Genomic DNA, 17907 nt, shown 5'->3' on the forward strand with positions numbered 1-17907 from the left:
CAGCTCAGCGTCACTTTTCTGGCCGTCTGGCGCTTACTCGCAGGCACGACGGCTCCGTGACAGCGTGTGCATGTGCGCCTTCCAGCAGGCATTAGGATCGCGCCATGGCGTTCGAACAGCACGGGCACACCCACCGCCTGGACTGGTCCGACCCCACCCTGCGCGAGTGGGACTGCGCAGTGGTGTGGTCCGACCCCGCCGACCCGGAGGCGGGCATCGTGCTCGACCGGTCGGCGTTCTACCCGGGCGGCGGCGGTCAGCCGCCGGACCACGGCGTGCTGATCTGGCAGGGCGTGCAGACCCGGATCATCGACACCCGCAAGGGCGAAGACCTGTACCTGATCCCCGCGCCCGGCGACCCGATCCCACCGGTCGGCGCCGCGGTGCGCGGAGCGATCGACGACGACCGCCGGTCCAGCCTGATGCGCACCCACTCCGGCCTGCACATTCTCTGCGGCACGGTGTTCCGCGACTTCGGCGCGCTGGTCACCGGCGGCAACATGCAGCCCGGGGAGGCCCGGATGGACTTCAACCTGCCCGAGGTGCCGCCCGGCTTCAAGCAGGCCCTGGAGGACGCCGTCAACGCCGAGATCGCCGCCGACCGCAAGATCGTGGCGAGGGTCCTGCCTCGCGACGAGGCCCTGGCGATCCCCGACCTGGTGCGCACCCAGGACGCCCTGCCACCGCTGGAGATGCCGGAGATCCGCGTCGTCGACATCGTCGGCCTCGACGTCCAGGCCGACGGCGGCACCCACGTGGCGTCGACGGCTCAGGTCGGCCACGTCACGGTGCAGAAGGTCGAGAGCAAGGGCCGCCAGAACCGCCGGGTCCGCATCAAGCTCACGTCTTGAAGATTCAGCCGGCGCCGTTTCGCCCGGTACATATCGGCGTCGGCGGTGGTGACCAGTCAAAGGTTCGGCCGGCGCCGCTTCGCCCGGTACATCTCCGCGTCGGCGGTGGCGACCAGGGCCCCGAAGTCGTCGCCGGCGGTGCCGAGCGCCGCGCCGATGCTCGCGCCCACGAAGTGCACCCCGGTCTCGGTCTCGATGGGCTTGCTGATCACCTCGCGCAGCCGTTCCGCCGTTTCCAGCAACGGCCCGGAGAGCTGCTCGCCGGAGAGCACCACCAGGAACTCGTCCCCGCCCAGCCGCGCCACCACATCGTCGCCCCGGACGTTGCGCCGCATCCGCGAAGCGACCACCCGCAGCACCTCGTCACCGGCCTCGTGCCCGGCGGCGTCGTTCACCCGCTTGAAGCCGTTCAGGTCGATGACCAGCACGCCGACCTCGCGCCCCGGCTCCTCGAGCATCGCGTTGACCCGGTCCCGCAGGAACGTCCGGTTGGCCAGCCCGGTGAGCGAGTCGTGGGTCGCCGCATAGCGCAGATCGGCCTGACTGCGCTCGAGCGCCGAATGCATGCGCGCGTGCAGGATCGCGATCGCCGCGTGCTCGGCGAACAACGTCAGGATCTCCCGCTGCTCCGGCCCCGGCCGGAGACCGCTGACCGGCAGGTCCACGCTGAGCACCCCGACCCAGGACCCGTCCGGCGCCAGCAGCGGCGCGAACAGGCAGTCCAGCGGATGCCAGCCATCCGGATCATCGGGGATCGGCACGTCCGGCACCCACGTGTAGAGCGTCTCCGGAACACCGCTGCGATGGTCGACGAAATAGAGGTTGTCCCACCGCTCGGCCCGCCGGAACAACTCGTGCCAGTTGGCCGCGCTGCCCTTGGTGCCGACCATCTCCTGCCGAAGCTTGTCGCTGCCGGCCGCCGAGACGACGGTGAAGTCCCCGTTCGGCTCCGCCAGGTTGACCACGGCAAGCCCGAACCCGGCCGCCTCCACGACCCCCTCGGCGACGGCGTCGAGGGTTTCGGTGAGGTCGAGGCTCCCGTGCACCCGCTTGCTGACGGAGATGAGCGTCCGCAGCGCCTGCACCTGCGCGTGGGCGTGGGCGTCGGACATCGCACTCCCTCACGCTCTGCGGCATCGGCACTGAGCAATGTAATGGGCCTCGAGCAATGTATCGGCCCGGCGACCTCCACAGGCTCCCGCAATCGTCGTTCTGCAAATCGGGACAACTGCGACCAACCCTAGCTGGCGCAGCGGCGTGCAGGCTTGCGAGCCGACCCAACCGCGCAAGCCGAACCGCACCGCGCGAGCCGCACGAGCCCAGGCCGCGCCGCGCCGCATTGGACCAGCGCCGCCCGAGCCGCACCGCACCGCACCGGGCCATGCCGAGCCGAGCCGAGCGGGCCGGGCCGCGCGAGCGCGACCTCGCTGCGCGCGACCGAGCCGCGGCGCTGCGCGGACTTCGCGCTGGCCGCAGCGTGCGAGCCGAACAAGCCGACCCGGGCCGCGCGAGCCGTGGCAGCGCCGGGGCGTGGGCGCGCGCACCCGCCGCGCGGGCTCGGGCGGGACGGGCGCCGGCCGTTCGGCTGCTGGTCGACGCGCCGTCGCAAGGTTTACTGGCCGTCGCGGTCACGGTCGAGTTGGGTGCGCATCCAGTCCGCGATCGTCGGCCTGGCCATCGACGGCAGGTTCGACACGCCGTGGTTGCCCTCCGGATAGCAGAGAAACGTGCCCTGCGGCGTCTCGTCCGCCTGCCGCTGCGTCTGCTGCCAGGGAATGAGCCGATCCTTCGCCCCGGTCACATAGAACGCCGGCACCGTGATCCGCTCGCAGATCCCGGTGAGGTCGAGTGACAGGGCGATCTTCCGGCCCTCGTCCTCGGAGCCCGCTCCGGACTTCACGATGAACGTCTGCCGCGTCATCGGCGGCAGGTCGTCCCACATGTCCCCGAACCGGAACGGCCCGCTGATCCCGGCGACCGCCGCGACCCGCGGCTCGAAGGCGGCTGCCCTCGGCGCGTAGTAGCCACCCAGGCTGACACCGACCAGCCCGATCCGCGTGTGGTCGAGATCGGCCCGCCCGGCCACCAGATCGAGCAGCGGGGTCACCGCCACCTCGTAGTCCGGCCGGATCGGCAGGACCAGGCCGGTCTCGCCCTGACCCGGACCGTCGATCGAGATGGTCGCCAGGCCCCGGTCAAGGAACGACTGCTCGAAGTAGAAGAACTCCTCCTTCGTCGAGTCCAGCCCCGGGATCAGCACCACATAAGCCGGCATGTCGACTCCCGGAGGGCGACGCAGGTTTGCGTGGGCGATGCCGCCGTCGATGGCGAACACCAGGCGCTCCGCCGACCGATCGAGGCGCTGCAGCGCCAGCCCGGTCTCCTCGACCGACAGGCGGGTGGCCTCGGCGGCCAGATCGAGGTCGACCGTCCAGACGAACTTGCCGAAGTGCCGGTTCACCGAGGCACGCCGCCACGCGTGGCCGGCGGTGAGTTGATGCCCGGCGGCGTCCGCCTCGGCCGCGAACGCCGCCTGGAGGTCAGCGGTCCGGTTCCATTCGGGCAGCCATGACTCCCAGGTGGTCGCTCGCGCGACCGTGCTCATCAGGTCGTTGTAGTCGACCCCGTTCTGGATCAGCCGCGGCGCCCAGTGCGCCAGCGCTGTCTCAATGGCTTTGTCAGGCATGGTCTCCTCCTCAGGCCAGAATCCGGAGCGGCGATTCGAGCAGCCCCAGGAAGGCCGCCATCCACGCGGCGGCGGTGGCGCCGTCGATCGGGCGGTGGTCCACGGACAACGTCACCCTCAGCACCGTCGCCACCGCCAAGGCACCGTCGGTCACGACGGCTTCGGGGCGAGCCGCGCCGACCGCGAGGATCGCCGCCTGCGGAGGATTGATGACGGCCGTGAAGTCCTCGGTGCCGTAGCCGCCCAGGTTCGACACCGTCAGGCTTCCGCCCTCGAGCTCGTCCTGTCGCAGCTTCCCGTCCCGCGCCCGCGCCACCAGATCGGCTCCGGCCCGCGCCAGCGACGAGATGGTCAGCCGCTGCACACCCCGGATCACCGGTGTCACCAGCCCGGTGCCGGTCGCAACCGCCACGGCGACGTCCACGTCCTCGAACTGCCGCACCGCCTCCGGCAGCCAGATGACGTTCATGGCCGGCACCGCGACGTGCGCCCGGGCCGCCGCGGCCACCACGAGGTCGTTCACCGAGATCCGCACGTCGCCGGAAGCGTTCAGCTCCGCCCGCAACGCCAGCAGCGCATCCACGCGGGCGCTGCCCCGGATCGTGAAGACCGGCGCCTCCCGCACCGACTCGGTCAGCCGCGCGGCGATCGCCCGTCGCATCCGCGAATGCGGCACGTCCCGATAACCGCCACCCGCCTCTCGTGAGCCGGACGCCGTCGCGGCATTCGGCGCATTGCCCGCAGATGCGGCCGGGACCGACCCGGTCCTGGCAGACGCAGCCTGGCTCGGCGCGTCGCCCGCCGGGGCGGCCGGGACCGACGCGGCCCCTGCAGTCGCAGCCGGACTCGGCGCATCGCCCGCAGGCGCGGCCGGGACCGACGCGGCCCCTGCAGTCGCAGCCGGACTCGGCGCATCGCCCGCAGGCGCGGCCGAGATCGACGCGGACGTCGCAGGCGGGACGGACGCGGCCGAGGAAGGCGTGACCAGCTGCGGCACCGCCGAAGATGCCGCGGCCGCGCTCGGTGGCGCCGCAGGCTGCCCGGCGGCGGTCATCGCCGTCGTGGTGGCGGAGCGCTCGGCGAGCGCGCGGTGCACGTCGTCACGGACGATGCGTCCGCCCGGCCCGGTGCCCCTCAGGTCGGCGACCGCCAGCCCGTTCTCCTTGGCGATGCGACGCGCCAACGGGCTGGCGAACACTCGCCCGTCGCCGACCGCGCTGCCGGACCCACCGTCGGCGGAATCGCCACCGGGGAACACCCCGTCGCCGAGCTGTTCGATGTCGGTCAAGCCGGCATCGGCAGCGGGCGGCACAGGCTCGGGTTCTTCGCCGGTCAACCGCCTGACCAAGGCGTCGACGTCGCCCACCGCCTCACCCGGCGCGGTGAGGACCGCCAGGGGCGTGCCGACGGTCACCGACTTGCCGGCCTCGACCAGGATGCGCAACAGAACCCCGTCAGCCTCGGCCGGCACGTCCACGACGGCCTTGTCGGTCTCGACGGTCGCGATCGCGTCGCCGGCCGCGAATCCCGCGCTCTCCGCCACCGGCCACTCGCTCAGCACGGCCTCGACCATGTTCGCCGAGATCTCCGGCATCCTCAGCAGCTGCGCCATCTCACTCCCCCGCCGTCTGCCGCAGCGCCTCGGCCACCTCTTCGCGGCGGGCGATCGCGGCGCGTTCGAGGACCTTGCTGATGCTCGGCGACGCCTCTCCCCCGGTCACCCGCTCGATCGGTGCGTCCAACCAGTCGAACAGCCGCCGCTGGATCTCATCGGCCAGCCACCCGCCGTAGGAGGTGCCGGCCGCGCCCTGCTCGACGATCAGCACCCGGTTGGTCTTCCGGACGCTGGCTCCGAGCGTGTCCCAGTCGAGCGAGGCCCGGTCGAGCCACCGCAGATCGATGACCTCGGCATCGACGCCGGTTTCCTCGACCGCCGCGAGCGCCTCGGCCACCATCGACAGGTAGGACACGACGGTGACGGCACCACCCTCACGCCGGACCGCGGCCTTGCCGACCGGCAACACGTAGTCGAGGTCGTCGACCGGCCCGGGGCCGCTGCTGTTGTAGAGGTCGACGTGCTCCAGGACCACCACCGGGTCCTCGCACAACAGCGCCGCGTTCATCAGGCCGACGTAATCGAACGGGTTGGACGGCGCCACGATCCGCCAGCCGGGGGCGGTGGCGAACACGCCGGCCGGGTCCATCGAGTGCTGCGAGCCGTAGCCGGTGCCGGTCGCCACCTTGCTGCGCAGGACGAGCGGCACGGCGCCGGTCCCGCCGAACATGTGCCGCGCCTTGCCGACCTGGTTGAACAACTGGTCGGCGGCGACCCACATGAAGTCCGCGTACATGAACTCGACGACGGGACGGAACCGGCCGTCGAGCGCCACGCCACCGGCCAGGCCGGTGAAGGCGTTCTCGCTGATCGGAGTGCCCAGGATGCGGTCCGGGAAGGCGTCCTTGAGGCCGCGGGTCGCGCCGTTCGTGCCACCGTTGAGGCGATGGACGTCTTCGCCCATCACGACGATGCGGTCGTCGGTCTCCATCCGCCGCCGCATCACGTCCGCCACCGCGTCGATGAACTTGACCTCCTGGGTCGCGACGGTGTCGTCGGCCGTGCGCACCCCCTCGAACTCGCTCAGGTCGCCGCGGACCCCGACGTTGACGAAGGCCGGATCCGGCCACTCGCCCGGTCTGATCCGGCGCTGTCCGGGCTTTCCGCCGGGCAGCGGCTCGAGCAGTGTCTCGCCGGCCACCGCCATCGCCCGCTCAGCGGCTGCGGTCGACGCGTCCACCGTCTCGCGGGTCATCAGGCCGCGGCGGATCAGATGGCCGGCGACCTGGGAGATCGGGTCGCGGGCCCGCCACTTCGCCTCTTCTTCCTTGGTGCGGTAACGGAACGCGCTGCCCGGAAAGGGGCCGTTCTGATGGAAGAAGCGGTAGGTGTCGGCCTCGACCAGCGCCGGCCCGTCGCCCGCGCGCATGTGCGCCACCGCCTCGCGCATCGCCAGATGGACCGCCAACGGATCCATGCCGTCCACGCGCCAGCTCGCGATGCCGAAGCCCGGTCCGCGGGCCGACAGGCGCGGCTCTCCGGTGGCCTCGACGACCGAGGTGGACACCGCATACTGGTTGTTCTCGATGAAGAAGCAGACCGGCAGCTTCCAGGCGGCGGCCAGATTGAACGTCTCCAGAGTGGATCCGATGTTCGCCGCGCCATCCCCGAAATAGGTCACCGCGACGGCGTCGGTGCCGGCGTGCCGGCCCGACCATGCGAAGCCGGCGGCCAGTGGGACACCTCCGCCGACGATCGCGTTGGTGCCCATCGCGCCCGCTTCTTTCCACTGCAGGTGCATCGAGCCGCCACGGCCATGGCTGTAACCCCGGGCCAGGCCGCAGATTTCGGCGAGCGTGCGCAACAACACCGTCGAGACCTCCTCGGGGAGGTCGCCGGTCAGATCCAGGCCCTTCGGGGCCACGTGCTGCAGGGCCTTCGCCAGGAACTGGTGGTGGCCGCGATGCGAGCCGTTGACCTCGTCGCCGGGCTGCAGGGCGAGCATCGAGCCGACAGCGCCACCCTCCTGGCCGATGCTGGAGTGGGCCGGCCCGTGCACGAGGCCGGCCGCAGCCAGCTCCAGCACATATTCCTCGAAGGCGCGGATGAGGACGAGCTGGTGGAACATCGCGGTCAGCAGGTCGGGATCGGCCGCATCCCAGTCGGCATCGGTCGCCACCACCTCGGTCCAGGGGGCGTCCGGGTGTAGTGAGCGGTGTTCGGGCATCGGTCCTCCTTCGTCCGCGTCTCAGGTTGCCACACGATTGGATCCAATCTCAAGCCTTTCGTCGCCGCAGGTCTCGCGATAGGCTCCGATTGGATCCAAAGCAGCGACGCAGACGTCGATCCGATCAGAGGAGGCGAGTGTGGGACTGCCCGGTTTGCGGCGGCTCGACCACATCGGGTTCACCGTGCCCGACCTCGACGAGGCGCAGCACTTCCTGGTCGACGTGCTCGGGTGCGAATACCTGTATTCGCTCGGCCCGTTCGCCGACGAGGGCGATTGGATGGCGGTCCACCTCAACGTCGATCCGCGCGCCACGGTCCCGGAGAACAGGTTCTTCCGCTGCGGCGGCCAGGCCATCTTCGAGGTCTTCTCCTACACGGCCCCCGACCGGCGCACCGAGGTGCCGCGCAACAGTGACGTCGGCGGCCATCACATCGCGCTCTATGTCGACGATCTCGACGCCGCGGTCGCGCATCTTGAAGCGCACGGGGTCCGGGTGCTCGGCAAACCGACGGCGAGTCGCGGCCCGCACGACGGCCAGCGATGGGTCTACTTCCTGGCACCATGGGGCATGCAGTTCGAACTGGTCTCCTACCCGCACGGCCGGGCCTTCTTCAACGCCGAGGCCGCCTTCAACGCCGAGGCCGCGACATGACCGTCGTCGCCACCCAGCGCATCGCCAACCACCTGCGCGACGCCATCCTCGGCGGCGCGATCGGTCCCGGCGACCGAGTCCGGCAGGAGGACATCGCCCAGCAGCTCGGCGCGAGCCGGCTTCCGGTCCGCGAGGCGCTGCAGATGCTGGCCGCCGAGGGCCTGATCGAGAACGAGCCCAACAAGGGCGCCCGGGTCCCGCGGCTGAGCATGCACGAGGTCGACGTGATGTACCGGATGCGCGAGCAGCTCGAACCGCTGGCGCTCGCGGAGAGCCTGCCGGACCTCGACCAGGACGACCTCTACCGCCTGACCCAGATCCAGGACGAAATCGAATCCGGGACGGACGTCGCCGGCTTCCTCGAGCTGGACCGCCAGTTCCACCTGCTCACCTATGCCGGCTGCCGGATCGAGCAACTGAGCGCCACGGTGCACCGGCTGTGGAACTCAACGCAGCACTACCGCCGCGCCTTCGTGCAGATCAGCGGGCCGGGCCGCATGTGGGTGGTGAACGCCGAGCACCGCTTGTTGATCGACGCGATGTTCCGCCGCGACGAGACCGACGCCGGGCGCTTCCTCGCCGGGCACATCCGCCGCACCCGCATCGAGCTCGGTCACCACCCCGAGGTGTTCGGCGGGCCGGCATGACCTCCTTCACGGTCAACGGTGAGCAGCGTGAGGTCGATGCCGACCCGGACACCCCGCTGCTCTATGTGCTGCGCAACGACCTCGGCCTGCGCGGCGCCCGTTTCGGCTGTGGCATCGGCCTCTGCGGCGCCTGCTTCGTCCACATCGACGGAGTGTCGGCGCCGTCCTGTGACACCCCACTGTGGTCGGTCGAGGGCAAGTCGGTGGTCACTGTCGAGGGCCTGTCGCCCCATCCGGTGCAGGAGGCTTTCCTCGAGGGTCAGGCGGCGCAGTGCGGATACTGCGTGACCGGCATCATCATGACCGCCGCCGCATTGCTCGAGCGCGAGCCCGAGCTGTCGCGCGACACGGTCGTCGAGGCGCTCGACCGGCACCTCTGCCGCTGTGGCGCCCAGGGCCGCATGGTCGACGCCGTGCTGCGGTCGGCGGTCCCGCCACGAGGTGACGCGTGATGGCCGAGCTGCCAAAGGATCTCAAGACCAACCCGACCCTGTCCCGATGGGTCACGGTGCGGGCGGACGGCACGTTCGACGTCCGGATCGGCAAGGCAGAGCTCGGACAAGGAATCCTGACCGCGCTGGCGCAGATCGCCGCCGACGAGCTCGGCGTGGAGCTCGGCGCCGTGCACATCCAGGCCGCCGGCACGCACGGGCCCGACGAGGGCATCACCGCGGGCAGCATGTCCGTCGCCGACGCCGGCTCGGCGCTGCGCGTCGTCGCGGCCAACGTCCGCGCGCTGTTCGCGGGGCGGACCTACGCGGATCACGCCGCGTCGGTCGACCTGGATGTCGCAACCGACCCGGACGTGCCGCTGCGCACGTCGGCGACCCTGGTCGGGCGGGCCGTGCCCCGGCTCGACCTGCCGGACAAGATTTTCGGACGGCCGCGATACCTGCAGGATCTGCGCCTGCCCGGGCAGCTGTTCGGCCGCGTGGTCCGGCCGCCGTCGCCCGGGGCGGTGCTGGTCTCGGCAGACTTCCCCACGGATCTCACCCTGGTGCGGGACGGCTCGTTCCTCGGCATCGTGGGAGCCGACGAGGCGACCGTCGTCCGGGCAGCGGCAGCGCTGCGCGACGCGGCGGTGTGGTCCGAGCGAGACACGTTGCCGGACGAGAACGACCTGGACAAGTTCCTTCGCTCCGGCCCGCACGAGATCCTGCCGGTGACCGATGACGGCGACGAGCCTCCCCCTGGGGATCGGGCGCTGACCGCGACCTACAGCCGGCCTTTCCTGGCGCACGCCTCGATCGCGCCGAGCTGTGGCGTCGCCCGCTGGACTGCACCGGACGCGGTCGAGGTCTGGTCGCACACCCAGGGAGTGTTCCCGCTCGGCCGGGCCATCGCCGCCGCACTCAGCCTCGATCCGTCCCGGGTCGAGGTGCGACATGTCGAGGGCGCCGGTTGCTACGGGCACAACGCAGCGGACGACGCCGCGTTCGACGCCGTCCTGCTGGCGCGCGCCTTCCCCGGCCGGCCGGTCCAGGTGCTGTGGAGCCGGCAGGATGAGTTGTCCTGGGCGCCGTTCGCCTCGGCGATGACGGCGGACGTGTCCGCCACACTCGACGCGCAGGGCCGGATCAGCTCCTGGCGCTACGACGTGTTCAGTCAGGGGCACACCGCCCGGCCCGGATATGCCGGAGTGCCGGGCCTGCTGGCCGCCACGACGACGGCGGAGCCCGCGACCTATCCGGCGGCCGTGGACCCACCGGGTGCGGCCGGGCACGGGAGCATGCGAAACGCGCTCCCGGGTTACGAGCTGCCACGGCGACGGGTCATCGGACACCGGGTGCTGGAGACGCCGATCCGCAGTTCGGCGATGCGTGCGCTGGGCGCCTACCTGAATGTATTCGCCATCGAGTCGTTCCTCGACGAGGCGGCCGAGGCGGCGGGCCGGGATCCGCTCGACTTCCGGCTCGCGCACCTCACCGATGCCCGTGGCCGCAAGGTGCTGGAGACGGCGGCCGCCACGGCCGGGTGGGGCCGCACGCTGCCCGAGGGTGTCGGGCTCGGCATCGGATATGCGCGCTACAAGGAACGCGGCGCCTATTGCGCGGTTGTCGCCGAGGTGGCGGCCGAGGCGACGATCACGGTCCGGCGGCTGACGGTGGCCGTGGATGTCGGTCTGGTCGTCAACCCGGATGGCGTGCGCAACCAGATCGAGGGCGGCGCGGTCCAGGCGACGAGCTGGACGACACGGGAGCGGGTGCGCTTCGACCGGAGACGGATCACCAGCGTCGATTGGGAGACATATCCGATCCTGCGCTTCGCCGAGACCCCGGCGGTCGACGTCACCATCGTGGAGAGCCCGGGCGCCCCGTCGGTCGGCGCCGGCGAAGCCGCCCAGGGCCCCACCGCAGCCGCCATCGGCAATGCCCTGTCCGCCGCCATCGGCGTCCGCGTCCGCGACCTCCCTCTCACCCCCGAAGCCGTGGTGGCCGCCATCGACCGCATGCCCTGACCCCAACCGCCCTCCGAACAGCCGAAGCCGGGTCGGCACAAGCCCCGCCGGTCCGGCGCTGAGCAGTGTTCACCCTCTGCCGGCACGAACACCGCTGGACGAGATTCACCCGACCATGACCCCGTCCCGCCCGTGGTGAGCGCAGTTCAAAACCGACGCCGCTCAAAACCGACGCCGCTCAAAACCGAAACCGACGCTGCGACAGGCTTGCTTGCCACAGCGGGCGGATGGCCCCACTTCGAAGCCACGAACGGGTGGGCATCCCGAAGAAAGCCCGCCTCCCCACTCGTCCGACGCCCCCCTCGAGCCCGCGCTCGTGCGGCGAGGCACGGCGCACATCGCGTAAAGCATCCTAGGAGGCTGGAATGCCGATTCACCGTCATGCATGAAGCGGCGTCACCAGCGAGGCGCCCGAAGCATCAGTGCAGCGACCGGCCGGATCACCCACCCCGCGATGGCCCAGGAAGAGAAGCCCAACCCGAGCGGCAAGTTGCACCCTCCGGAGTCAGGTCGCTACGGTGAGTTGATTGACGAGGGTCATGTCGGATTACCCGTGGAGGTCCGAATGGGACGGTCTCGCGGCGTCACCTCCGGAACCCTCCTCACGATCCTCATTCCGCTGCTCCTTTCGTGTGGTCGCGACCCCGCCCTCTGCGCCTACGGCGAAGACCTGATCCGCGGCGCCCGCCTGACCGAGGCCGCGAACACCTACGCTGCCGCGCAACGTGCCGACGAAGGAACCTGCGCGAACGAGGGCACCGACAAGGTCGCCGATCTGCGCCGGACGGCCGGCACGAAGGTCGCGGCCGGTCGTGTGGCGCTCGCCGCCGGCGACGCAGCGCGGGCGAAGGCGGAGTTCGAGGCGGCGCTGCAGATCGACCGCAACGACGAGTCGGCGACGATCGAGCTGCGGCTGCTCGGCGCGACAGCGCCCGCACCCCCGGTCCCGACGGTTGTCGTCCAAGCCGCGCCGGACGGGGACACCGGACCCGGCGCCGTCGAATGGCTGTCCCTCGCACTGTCCGCGCTGGCTCTGATCGCCACCGTCGGACTGATGCTGCTGATGCGCGGCCGATCGCGAGAGCTGCGCGCCGGACTGGACAAGGCGGAGGCGCATCTGGCGAAAACGACATCAGACCAGGCCGCGACGGGCCGCGACCAAGAAACGAGACTGACCGCGGTCGACGACCGACTTGTCACGGCCCAGGCCGCCCAGTCGGACCTGCGGCAGGCGCTCGATCATGCCGAAGCCGTGCTGGTGCGCCTGGTCCGGTCGGCGAAGTCCACGAGACACGATCCGGAGGAGCGATGAACCAGAAGATCATCCTCACCCTGCATCTGATCGAGGACGGAGACCGGCGGCGCCTGGTGCTGCACCGGCGGGTCACCGGCGGGGCCGCCGCTTCGGACGAGGTGTGGCAGTCCCACCGCGTCTCCGAGCTCGCCGTGGCCGCGATCGGCATGGACGACCTGCGAACCGACGACTGGCGCATGCTCCTGCTCGGCGTCGTGGTGCCCGAGGTGACGTTCGACTCCGCCGGGATGCCGATCAAGCTCGCTCTGCTGACGCCCGAGGGCTACCGGGCGGCGCGCGATGACATGGCCGACCAGGCACGGGTCCTGCTGACCGTGTCGGCCCGGCACGATGACCGGGGCGGAATTCTCGCGCCGGTGGGAGGCGAAGTCAGACCGGGCCGCGATGAGGGCCGGGACTTCCGGCGATCCGCTGCCACCGCCCTCGGCGAGCTGGGACTCGCCCCGAGCACCGATCCGGTTGCGGCCATCGAACTCCGCGACGTCCGGGGAATCCAGATCGGCAACCACAACCACCAGATCAATCGGATCATCGTGTCTCGTCCGGACGACGCCGTGGACTTCGAGCAGGTGATCCAGAAGGACCGCGTGCAGCGCGCCATCAAGGCGCTCGTCGCCGATCCGGGCCGGGACAGCCGGCGCGCCGACCTGGTGAAAGCGCTCCGGAACGAGGCGCCCGGATGGCATCTGTTCTCGGATCCGCTCACGCTCACCGCGCGCAGCGTGCGGCCTGGGCTGTGGGATCGCATGATGGCCTTCGACGTGCAGGGTCTGCAGGTCGGTGACCACAACAAGCAGCGGAACACATTCCGCTACACCGTCGTGGACGAGCCCTCCGCGGCGCAGTTGCTCAGACGCGACAAGGCACTCGCGAGAGACCTCGCAGATTTCCTGTGCCCGCGCGATGAGCAGCGCGACGTGACCGCCCTGAACGAGCGCATCGACAGGTCCCTCCGCAAGTTGCCGCACACCCTCGATCGCCGCAGCGGCATCTCCTGTCGCGCTCCGCTGGAGGGCGAACGGCTTTCCATCGTCCGTGCGGACGGCGTCATGGTCGGTGAGCGGAACAGGATGACGACCCGCACGAAGCGGGAGACCAGGTCGAGTCCGGACGCCGTGAGTCGAGGCCTCGACAGTGTGACGAAGGCCGTGGACCGCATGCGGACCGACTCGGCCCGGACGCGCGCCGAGGAACCGAGCAAACCCAGGCCGGATCGCGGCGTCGGCCGCGGACTCTGAACCGTCGACGAGGAGTGAATGACCATGGATCCCATCGCTCTGGTCGCCGCCGCACTCCTGGCAGGCGTCACGCCGGGCCTCACCACGACCGTGCAGAACGCCATCCAGGACACCTACGCGGCGCTCCGCGACAAGGTGAAGGAACGTTTCGCCGGCCGGCCGGTCGGCACCACCGCCCTCGATCAGCTGGCCGAGGCCCCCGACGCATGGCGCGACACCCTGGTCGCCGAGTTGCGGGCGACCGACGCGGCGACCGACCGGGAGCTGACCGATCTCGCCCAGCGAATTCTCGCCGCGGTCGACCCCGGAGGCGCGAGCGCCGGCAAATATGCCGTCACCGTCATGGGGAACCTGCAAGGCGGAGTGTTCGGTGACCACAACAAGCAGAAGAACTACTTCGGCGGCAAGCCGGACTGACCCGTCGACGCACCGACGAGAGCAACCTCGGTCGTGGTGTCGGCCGAGGACGCGGCAGCCACGGCCGGGCCGGCGCCGGAGCGGACCGCCCCGATGCTGGCGGTGATCACCAGCACCGTGGCCACGGCTTCGGTCCAGGTCAGGGACTGACCGAGGATCGCCCACCCCGCGCACGCCGCGATGGCCGGCCCCAGGCTCATCAGCACCGCGAACGTCGCCGTCGGAAGGCGACGCAGGGCGAACATCTCCAGCGAATAGGGCAGCGCCGAGGACAGCACCGCCACCGCGCAGCCCAAGGCGATCACCGACGGCGACCACAGGCCCGGCCCGGCCCCCGCGGCCCCAAGGGGCAGGGACAACACGGCCGCCACCGCCATCGCCAGGGCCAGGCCGTCGGCCTTCGGGAAGCGGGCGCCCGCCCGGGAGCTCAACACGATGTACGAAGCCCAGAACACCGCCGCGACCAGGATCAGCACGACCCCCACCGGATCCAGCCGGCCAAAGCCACCCCGGCCCAGCAACGCCACCCCGGCCAGCGCCAACCCGGCCCACAACCAGACCGAACGCTTCCGTGCCGCGAGCACCGACAAGGTGAGTGGTCCGAGCACCTCGATCGTCACCGCGGGGCCGAGCGGAATGCGCTGGATGGCCTCGTAGAAGACCGTGTTCATCCCGGCCAGCGCGAACCCGAAGGCCCCGATCACCATCCAGTCGCCCCGGCTCCGGCCGCGCACCGACGGGCGGCACAGCACGAGCAGCAGGATCGCGCCGACGGCCAGCCGCATCGCGACCACCGGCCCGACGCCCACCGCCGGGAACAGCGTCGCCGCCACCGCCGAGCCCGAGTGCACCGAGAACGCGCTCGCCAGCACCAGCCCGACACCCACGAGACGAGCAGACGGCGAACGCATGGGTTCGACGCTACGGCCGCGCCCGGAAGTCCGGAAATGCCGGTCTGCCCGCGGTTATGCTCGCCACGCATGACCATCGAGCTGCGGCATCTCCGGGCGTTCCTCGCCATCGCCGAGGAAGGCACGCTCACCCGCGCCGCCACCCGCCTGCATCTCACCCAACCGGCGCTCTCCCGCACGCTCGCCCAGCTCGAACGTCACCTCGGCGTGCGGCTCGTCGACCGGTCCACCCACCATCTCGAGCTCACCGAGCCCGGTCACGCCTTCCGCGCCAAGGCGTTCCTCGCGGTCGCCGCCGCCGACGAGGCCCTCGACCCGGCCCAGCTCGGCACCTGGCCGCTCCGCGTCGGCCACGCCTGGTCCGCGCTCGGCGGCCGCACCACGACCCTGCTGCGCCGCTGGCGGACCACCCATCCGCGAACACCCCTGGAACTGCTCCGCATCGACGAGCGCAGCGCCGGCCTCACCCAGGGTCGCGTCGACGTCGCGCTCCTGCGGAGCAAGATCAAGGATCCCGGCGTACGCCTGGAGCCACTCACCACCGAACGACGCCATGCCGTGCTGCCCGCCGACAGCCCGCTCGCGGATCGCCCGGCACTGCGGTTGGCGGACCTCATCCCGTACCCCATCGCTTTGAATGCGGTTTCCGGCAACACGACGCTGGACCTGTGGCCGCGCGACGCCGCGCCGAAGACGACGGTGGCGGTCGCGAACACCGACGACTGGCTGATGGCGATCGCCGCCGGGCGGGCCACCGGGGTGACCACGACAGCGACCGTGGAGACCTACCCGATGCCGGCCGTGGTCTTCGTGCCGCTGATCGACGCCCCCGAGGTGACCGTCTACCTCGGACTCCGGGAGCCCGCCAGCCACCCCGCGGCGGCCGATTTCGCGGTGCTGGCGCACGAGATCGTGAAGGTTCCGTGATCAGGGTCGATCTTTTCGGAGAGTGACGAGTAGTCTCCCCGAGATTTGTTCAACGGGGAGGACCATCGATGAGAAGACTGCATCTCGCAGTCCTGGCCGGCGTGGCTCTGGCAGTCGGCGCCGTGCCGATCGCCGCGCACGCCGCGCCGAAGCCGCAGATCCATTTCGAGCATCTGACGCTGGTGCCGCCGAGCGGCAAGAGCCAGTCGATCTATCTGACCGCGGACGAGGACTTCACGCTGCACGACGTCACCGTGACCGTGGACGCCGCGCGGGCGGCCGGGGTGGCGACGGTCGAGCCGACGTTCGACTTCGGGCCGTGCGTGCAGACCTCCGCGACGCTGTCGACCTGCACCTTCGACACGCTCACGCAGGACGTCATCGCGTATGTCGGTTCGTTCGAGATCGACCCCGCCGAGGACGCGGCGCTGGGTGACGAGGGCACCGTCACGATCAGTGTGCGCAGCGACGAGGCCTCGTTCTCGCGTACTTCGAAGATCTCGATCGGTGAGGGCGTGCGGCTGGAGGGTGGCGAACAGATCATGGAGCGCTCCGCCGCGCCGGGCGAGACCTTCGCCTCGCCGCTGAGCGTCCGCAACGCCGGCGAGCAGACGATCCACGGCGTCGAGCTGTTCTTCTACATCGACCCCTGGTACGTCCCGGCCAAGAGATTCTCGAACTGCGAATACGGTCCGCGGGCCGCGTTCTGCCGCTTCGACCTCGACCTCGAACCGGGCACGACCTACGCCACCTCGGAGGACGTGCCGATGCGGGTGCGGCCGGACTACCCGGCGCCCGGCGTGATCGGGACCGGCTTCGACTGGCGGACCCCAGCCGACAACCGCGACAACGTCGACCTGGTCAAAAGCCAAAACCCTGCCAAGGGTACGGACGGAGCGCTCCGCCTGATCCGGCAGAGCACCGCCCGTCAGGCCGCTCCCCCGCAGACCGACACCACGATCGCGGACTCCCAGGTGACCATCGTGCAGGTCACCGGCACCCAGACCGCCGACGTGGCGGCGGCCGGCGCAACGGTCCGTGGCGCGGTCGGCGCAACCGTGACGGCGAAGGTCGGCGCACACAACGACGGCCCGGCATTCGCGCAGGGCTTCCCCGACGCGGCGGCCGTGGTCACGGTCACTCCCCCGGCGGGCACCACGGTGGTCGACGTGCCGGACGGCTGCGAGAAGGCCGGCGCCACCTTCGTTTGCACCACGACGACGCTGACCTTCGACCCGGGCACCGCGATCACGTGGCCGTTCGGGCTGCGCATCGACCGGGCCGGCGAACTGTCCGGCACGGTCTCGGCGACGTCGGCGACCACCGACGGCGACAGGTCCAACAACACGGCGCGCCTGCTGGTCAATCCGCCTGCGGGCAGCGGCGGGGGCAATCCAGGTGGCGGCGGCGGCCAGCCGGGACTTCCGGTGACCGGCGCGCCGGTGGGGCTGATCGGCGGCGTGGCCGCGCTGCTGCTGGCGGCGGGTGCGGCCGTTGTCGTGGTGACCCGTCGGCGACGCGCCCGATTCGTCGCCTGACGGCGCCGCGCCGGCCGCGGTCGGCGGCGGGGTTGTTGCGTATGGGTAGGCAAAGCAAGGGCACAACCGCCGCCGGCTCCGCGCGAGAGCCGGCGGCGGCCGGGCGTTGCGCATAGGTAAGCAGAGCAAGGCAGCGGCGACCAGGCGTTGCGCATAGGTAAGGAGAGCAAGGACACAACCCGCCGCAAGCTCCACGCGAGAGCCGGCGGCGGCCCGCACACCCCGTGAGCCTCGCGGGTATTGCGTATATGTGTGCAGAGCAAAGGGCCGACCCGGCGCTTCCTCTAAGGGCGCAGAGCAGGCAACCGGCCCGGCGCTTCCTCCAAGGCCGCAGAGCAAAGCGGTCAGCGCGGCGCCGCCGACGAGGGCACAAAGCAAGCAGCCGACCCGGCGCTTCCTCCAAGGCCGCAGAGCAAAGCGGTCAGCGCGGCGCCGCCGACGAGGGCACAAAGCAAGCAGCCGACCCGGCGCTTCCTCCAAGG

15 protein-coding genes are annotated in these 17907 nt (G+C 71.0%); 10 read left to right on the forward strand and 5 right to left on the reverse strand.

What is annotated here, in order from left to right; translation table 11 throughout:
- Positions 1-104 precede the first annotated feature (104 nt).
- On the forward strand, positions 105-851 hold the full coding sequence (locus tag ACZ6TI_RS16420; RefSeq protein WP_465345873.1) for an alanyl-tRNA editing protein: 747 nt from the start codon (positions 105-107) through the stop codon (positions 849-851).
- Positions 852-907: 56 nt separating this feature from the next.
- Here the strand turns inward: ACZ6TI_RS16420 and ACZ6TI_RS16425 are convergent, their stop codons facing one another.
- From ACZ6TI_RS16425 to ACZ6TI_RS16440, 4 genes are all read right to left on the reverse strand, one after another.
- The gene (locus ACZ6TI_RS16425) at positions 908-1963 is read right to left on the reverse strand and encodes a diguanylate cyclase domain-containing protein (RefSeq protein ID WP_465345874.1); all 1056 of its coding nucleotides are present in this window, start codon (positions 1961-1963) and stop codon (positions 908-910) included.
- 500 nt (positions 1964-2463) lie between these two features.
- Positions 2464-3537: an alpha/beta hydrolase family protein gene (locus ACZ6TI_RS16430; RefSeq protein ID WP_465345875.1), complete on the reverse strand. Its 1074-nt coding sequence runs from the start codon at positions 3535-3537 to the stop codon at positions 2464-2466.
- Between the two features lie 10 nt (positions 3538-3547).
- The gene (locus ACZ6TI_RS16435) at positions 3548-5149 is read right to left on the reverse strand and encodes a dihydrolipoamide acetyltransferase family protein (protein ID WP_465345876.1); all 1602 of its coding nucleotides are present in this window, start codon (positions 5147-5149) and stop codon (positions 3548-3550) included.
- A gap of 1 nt (position 5150) precedes the next feature.
- On the reverse strand, positions 5151-7319 hold the full coding sequence (locus ACZ6TI_RS16440; RefSeq protein WP_465345877.1) for an alpha-ketoacid dehydrogenase subunit alpha/beta: 2169 nt from the start codon (positions 7317-7319) through the stop codon (positions 5151-5153).
- Between the two features lie 139 nt (positions 7320-7458).
- Here ACZ6TI_RS16440 and ACZ6TI_RS16445 point away from each other — a divergent pair, with 139 nt between their 5' ends.
- The 7 genes from ACZ6TI_RS16445 (at position 7459) to ACZ6TI_RS16475 (ending at position 14049) form a co-directional block, all read left to right on the forward strand.
- A complete protein-coding gene (locus ACZ6TI_RS16445) occupies positions 7459-7974 on the forward strand; it encodes a VOC family protein (RefSeq protein ID WP_465345878.1) in 516 nt (171 codons plus the stop codon).
- Positions 7971-8621 (forward strand): GntR family transcriptional regulator, encoded by a 651-nt coding sequence (locus ACZ6TI_RS16450; protein WP_465345879.1) that lies wholly within the window; start codon positions 7971-7973, stop codon positions 8619-8621. Before ACZ6TI_RS16445 ends, ACZ6TI_RS16450 begins: the two co-directional genes overlap by 4 nt.
- Entirely contained in the window at positions 8618-9073 is a 456-nt protein-coding gene (locus tag ACZ6TI_RS16455) for a (2Fe-2S)-binding protein (RefSeq protein WP_465345880.1), read from the forward strand. The genes ACZ6TI_RS16450 and ACZ6TI_RS16455 overlap by 4 nt, the downstream gene beginning before the upstream one ends.
- Positions 9073-11079 carry a xanthine dehydrogenase family protein molybdopterin-binding subunit gene (locus tag ACZ6TI_RS16460; protein WP_465345881.1) on the forward strand — a complete coding sequence of 669 codons (2007 nt, stop codon included), beginning with the start codon at positions 9073-9075 and terminating at the stop codon, positions 11077-11079. Before ACZ6TI_RS16455 ends, ACZ6TI_RS16460 begins: the two co-directional genes overlap by 1 nt.
- Positions 11080-11644: 565 nt before the next feature.
- Entirely contained in the window at positions 11645-12391 is a 747-nt protein-coding gene (locus tag ACZ6TI_RS16465) for a hypothetical protein (RefSeq protein ID WP_465345882.1), read from the forward strand.
- Positions 12392-12525: 134 nt separating this feature from the next.
- The gene (locus ACZ6TI_RS16470; protein WP_465345883.1) at positions 12526-13632 is read left to right on the forward strand and encodes an RIP homotypic interaction motif-containing protein; all 1107 of its coding nucleotides are present in this window, start codon (positions 12526-12528) and stop codon (positions 13630-13632) included.
- 24 nt (positions 13633-13656) lie between these two features.
- Positions 13657-14049, forward strand: coding sequence for a hypothetical protein (locus tag ACZ6TI_RS16475; protein WP_465345884.1), 393 nt, complete (start codon positions 13657-13659; stop codon positions 14047-14049).
- On the opposite strand, the gene ACZ6TI_RS16480 is transcribed toward ACZ6TI_RS16475, so the two are convergent.
- On the reverse strand, positions 14025-14960 hold the full coding sequence (locus ACZ6TI_RS16480; RefSeq protein ID WP_465345885.1) for an EamA family transporter: 936 nt from the start codon (positions 14958-14960) through the stop codon (positions 14025-14027). The genes ACZ6TI_RS16475 and ACZ6TI_RS16480 overlap by 25 nt on opposite strands.
- 69 nt (positions 14961-15029) lie before the next feature.
- Between ACZ6TI_RS16480 and ACZ6TI_RS16485 the strand changes: the two genes are divergently transcribed.
- On the forward strand, positions 15030-15887 hold the full coding sequence (locus tag ACZ6TI_RS16485) for a LysR family transcriptional regulator (RefSeq protein ID WP_465345886.1): 858 nt from the start codon (positions 15030-15032) through the stop codon (positions 15885-15887).
- A gap of 68 nt (positions 15888-15955) precedes the next feature.
- Positions 15956-17425, forward strand: a complete 1470-nt coding sequence (locus ACZ6TI_RS16490; protein WP_465345887.1) for a hypothetical protein — start codon at positions 15956-15958, stop codon at positions 17423-17425.
- The last annotated feature ends 482 nt before the right edge of the window (positions 17426-17907 follow it).

Source organism: Actinoplanes sp. NPDC051388 (assembly GCF_055586225.1).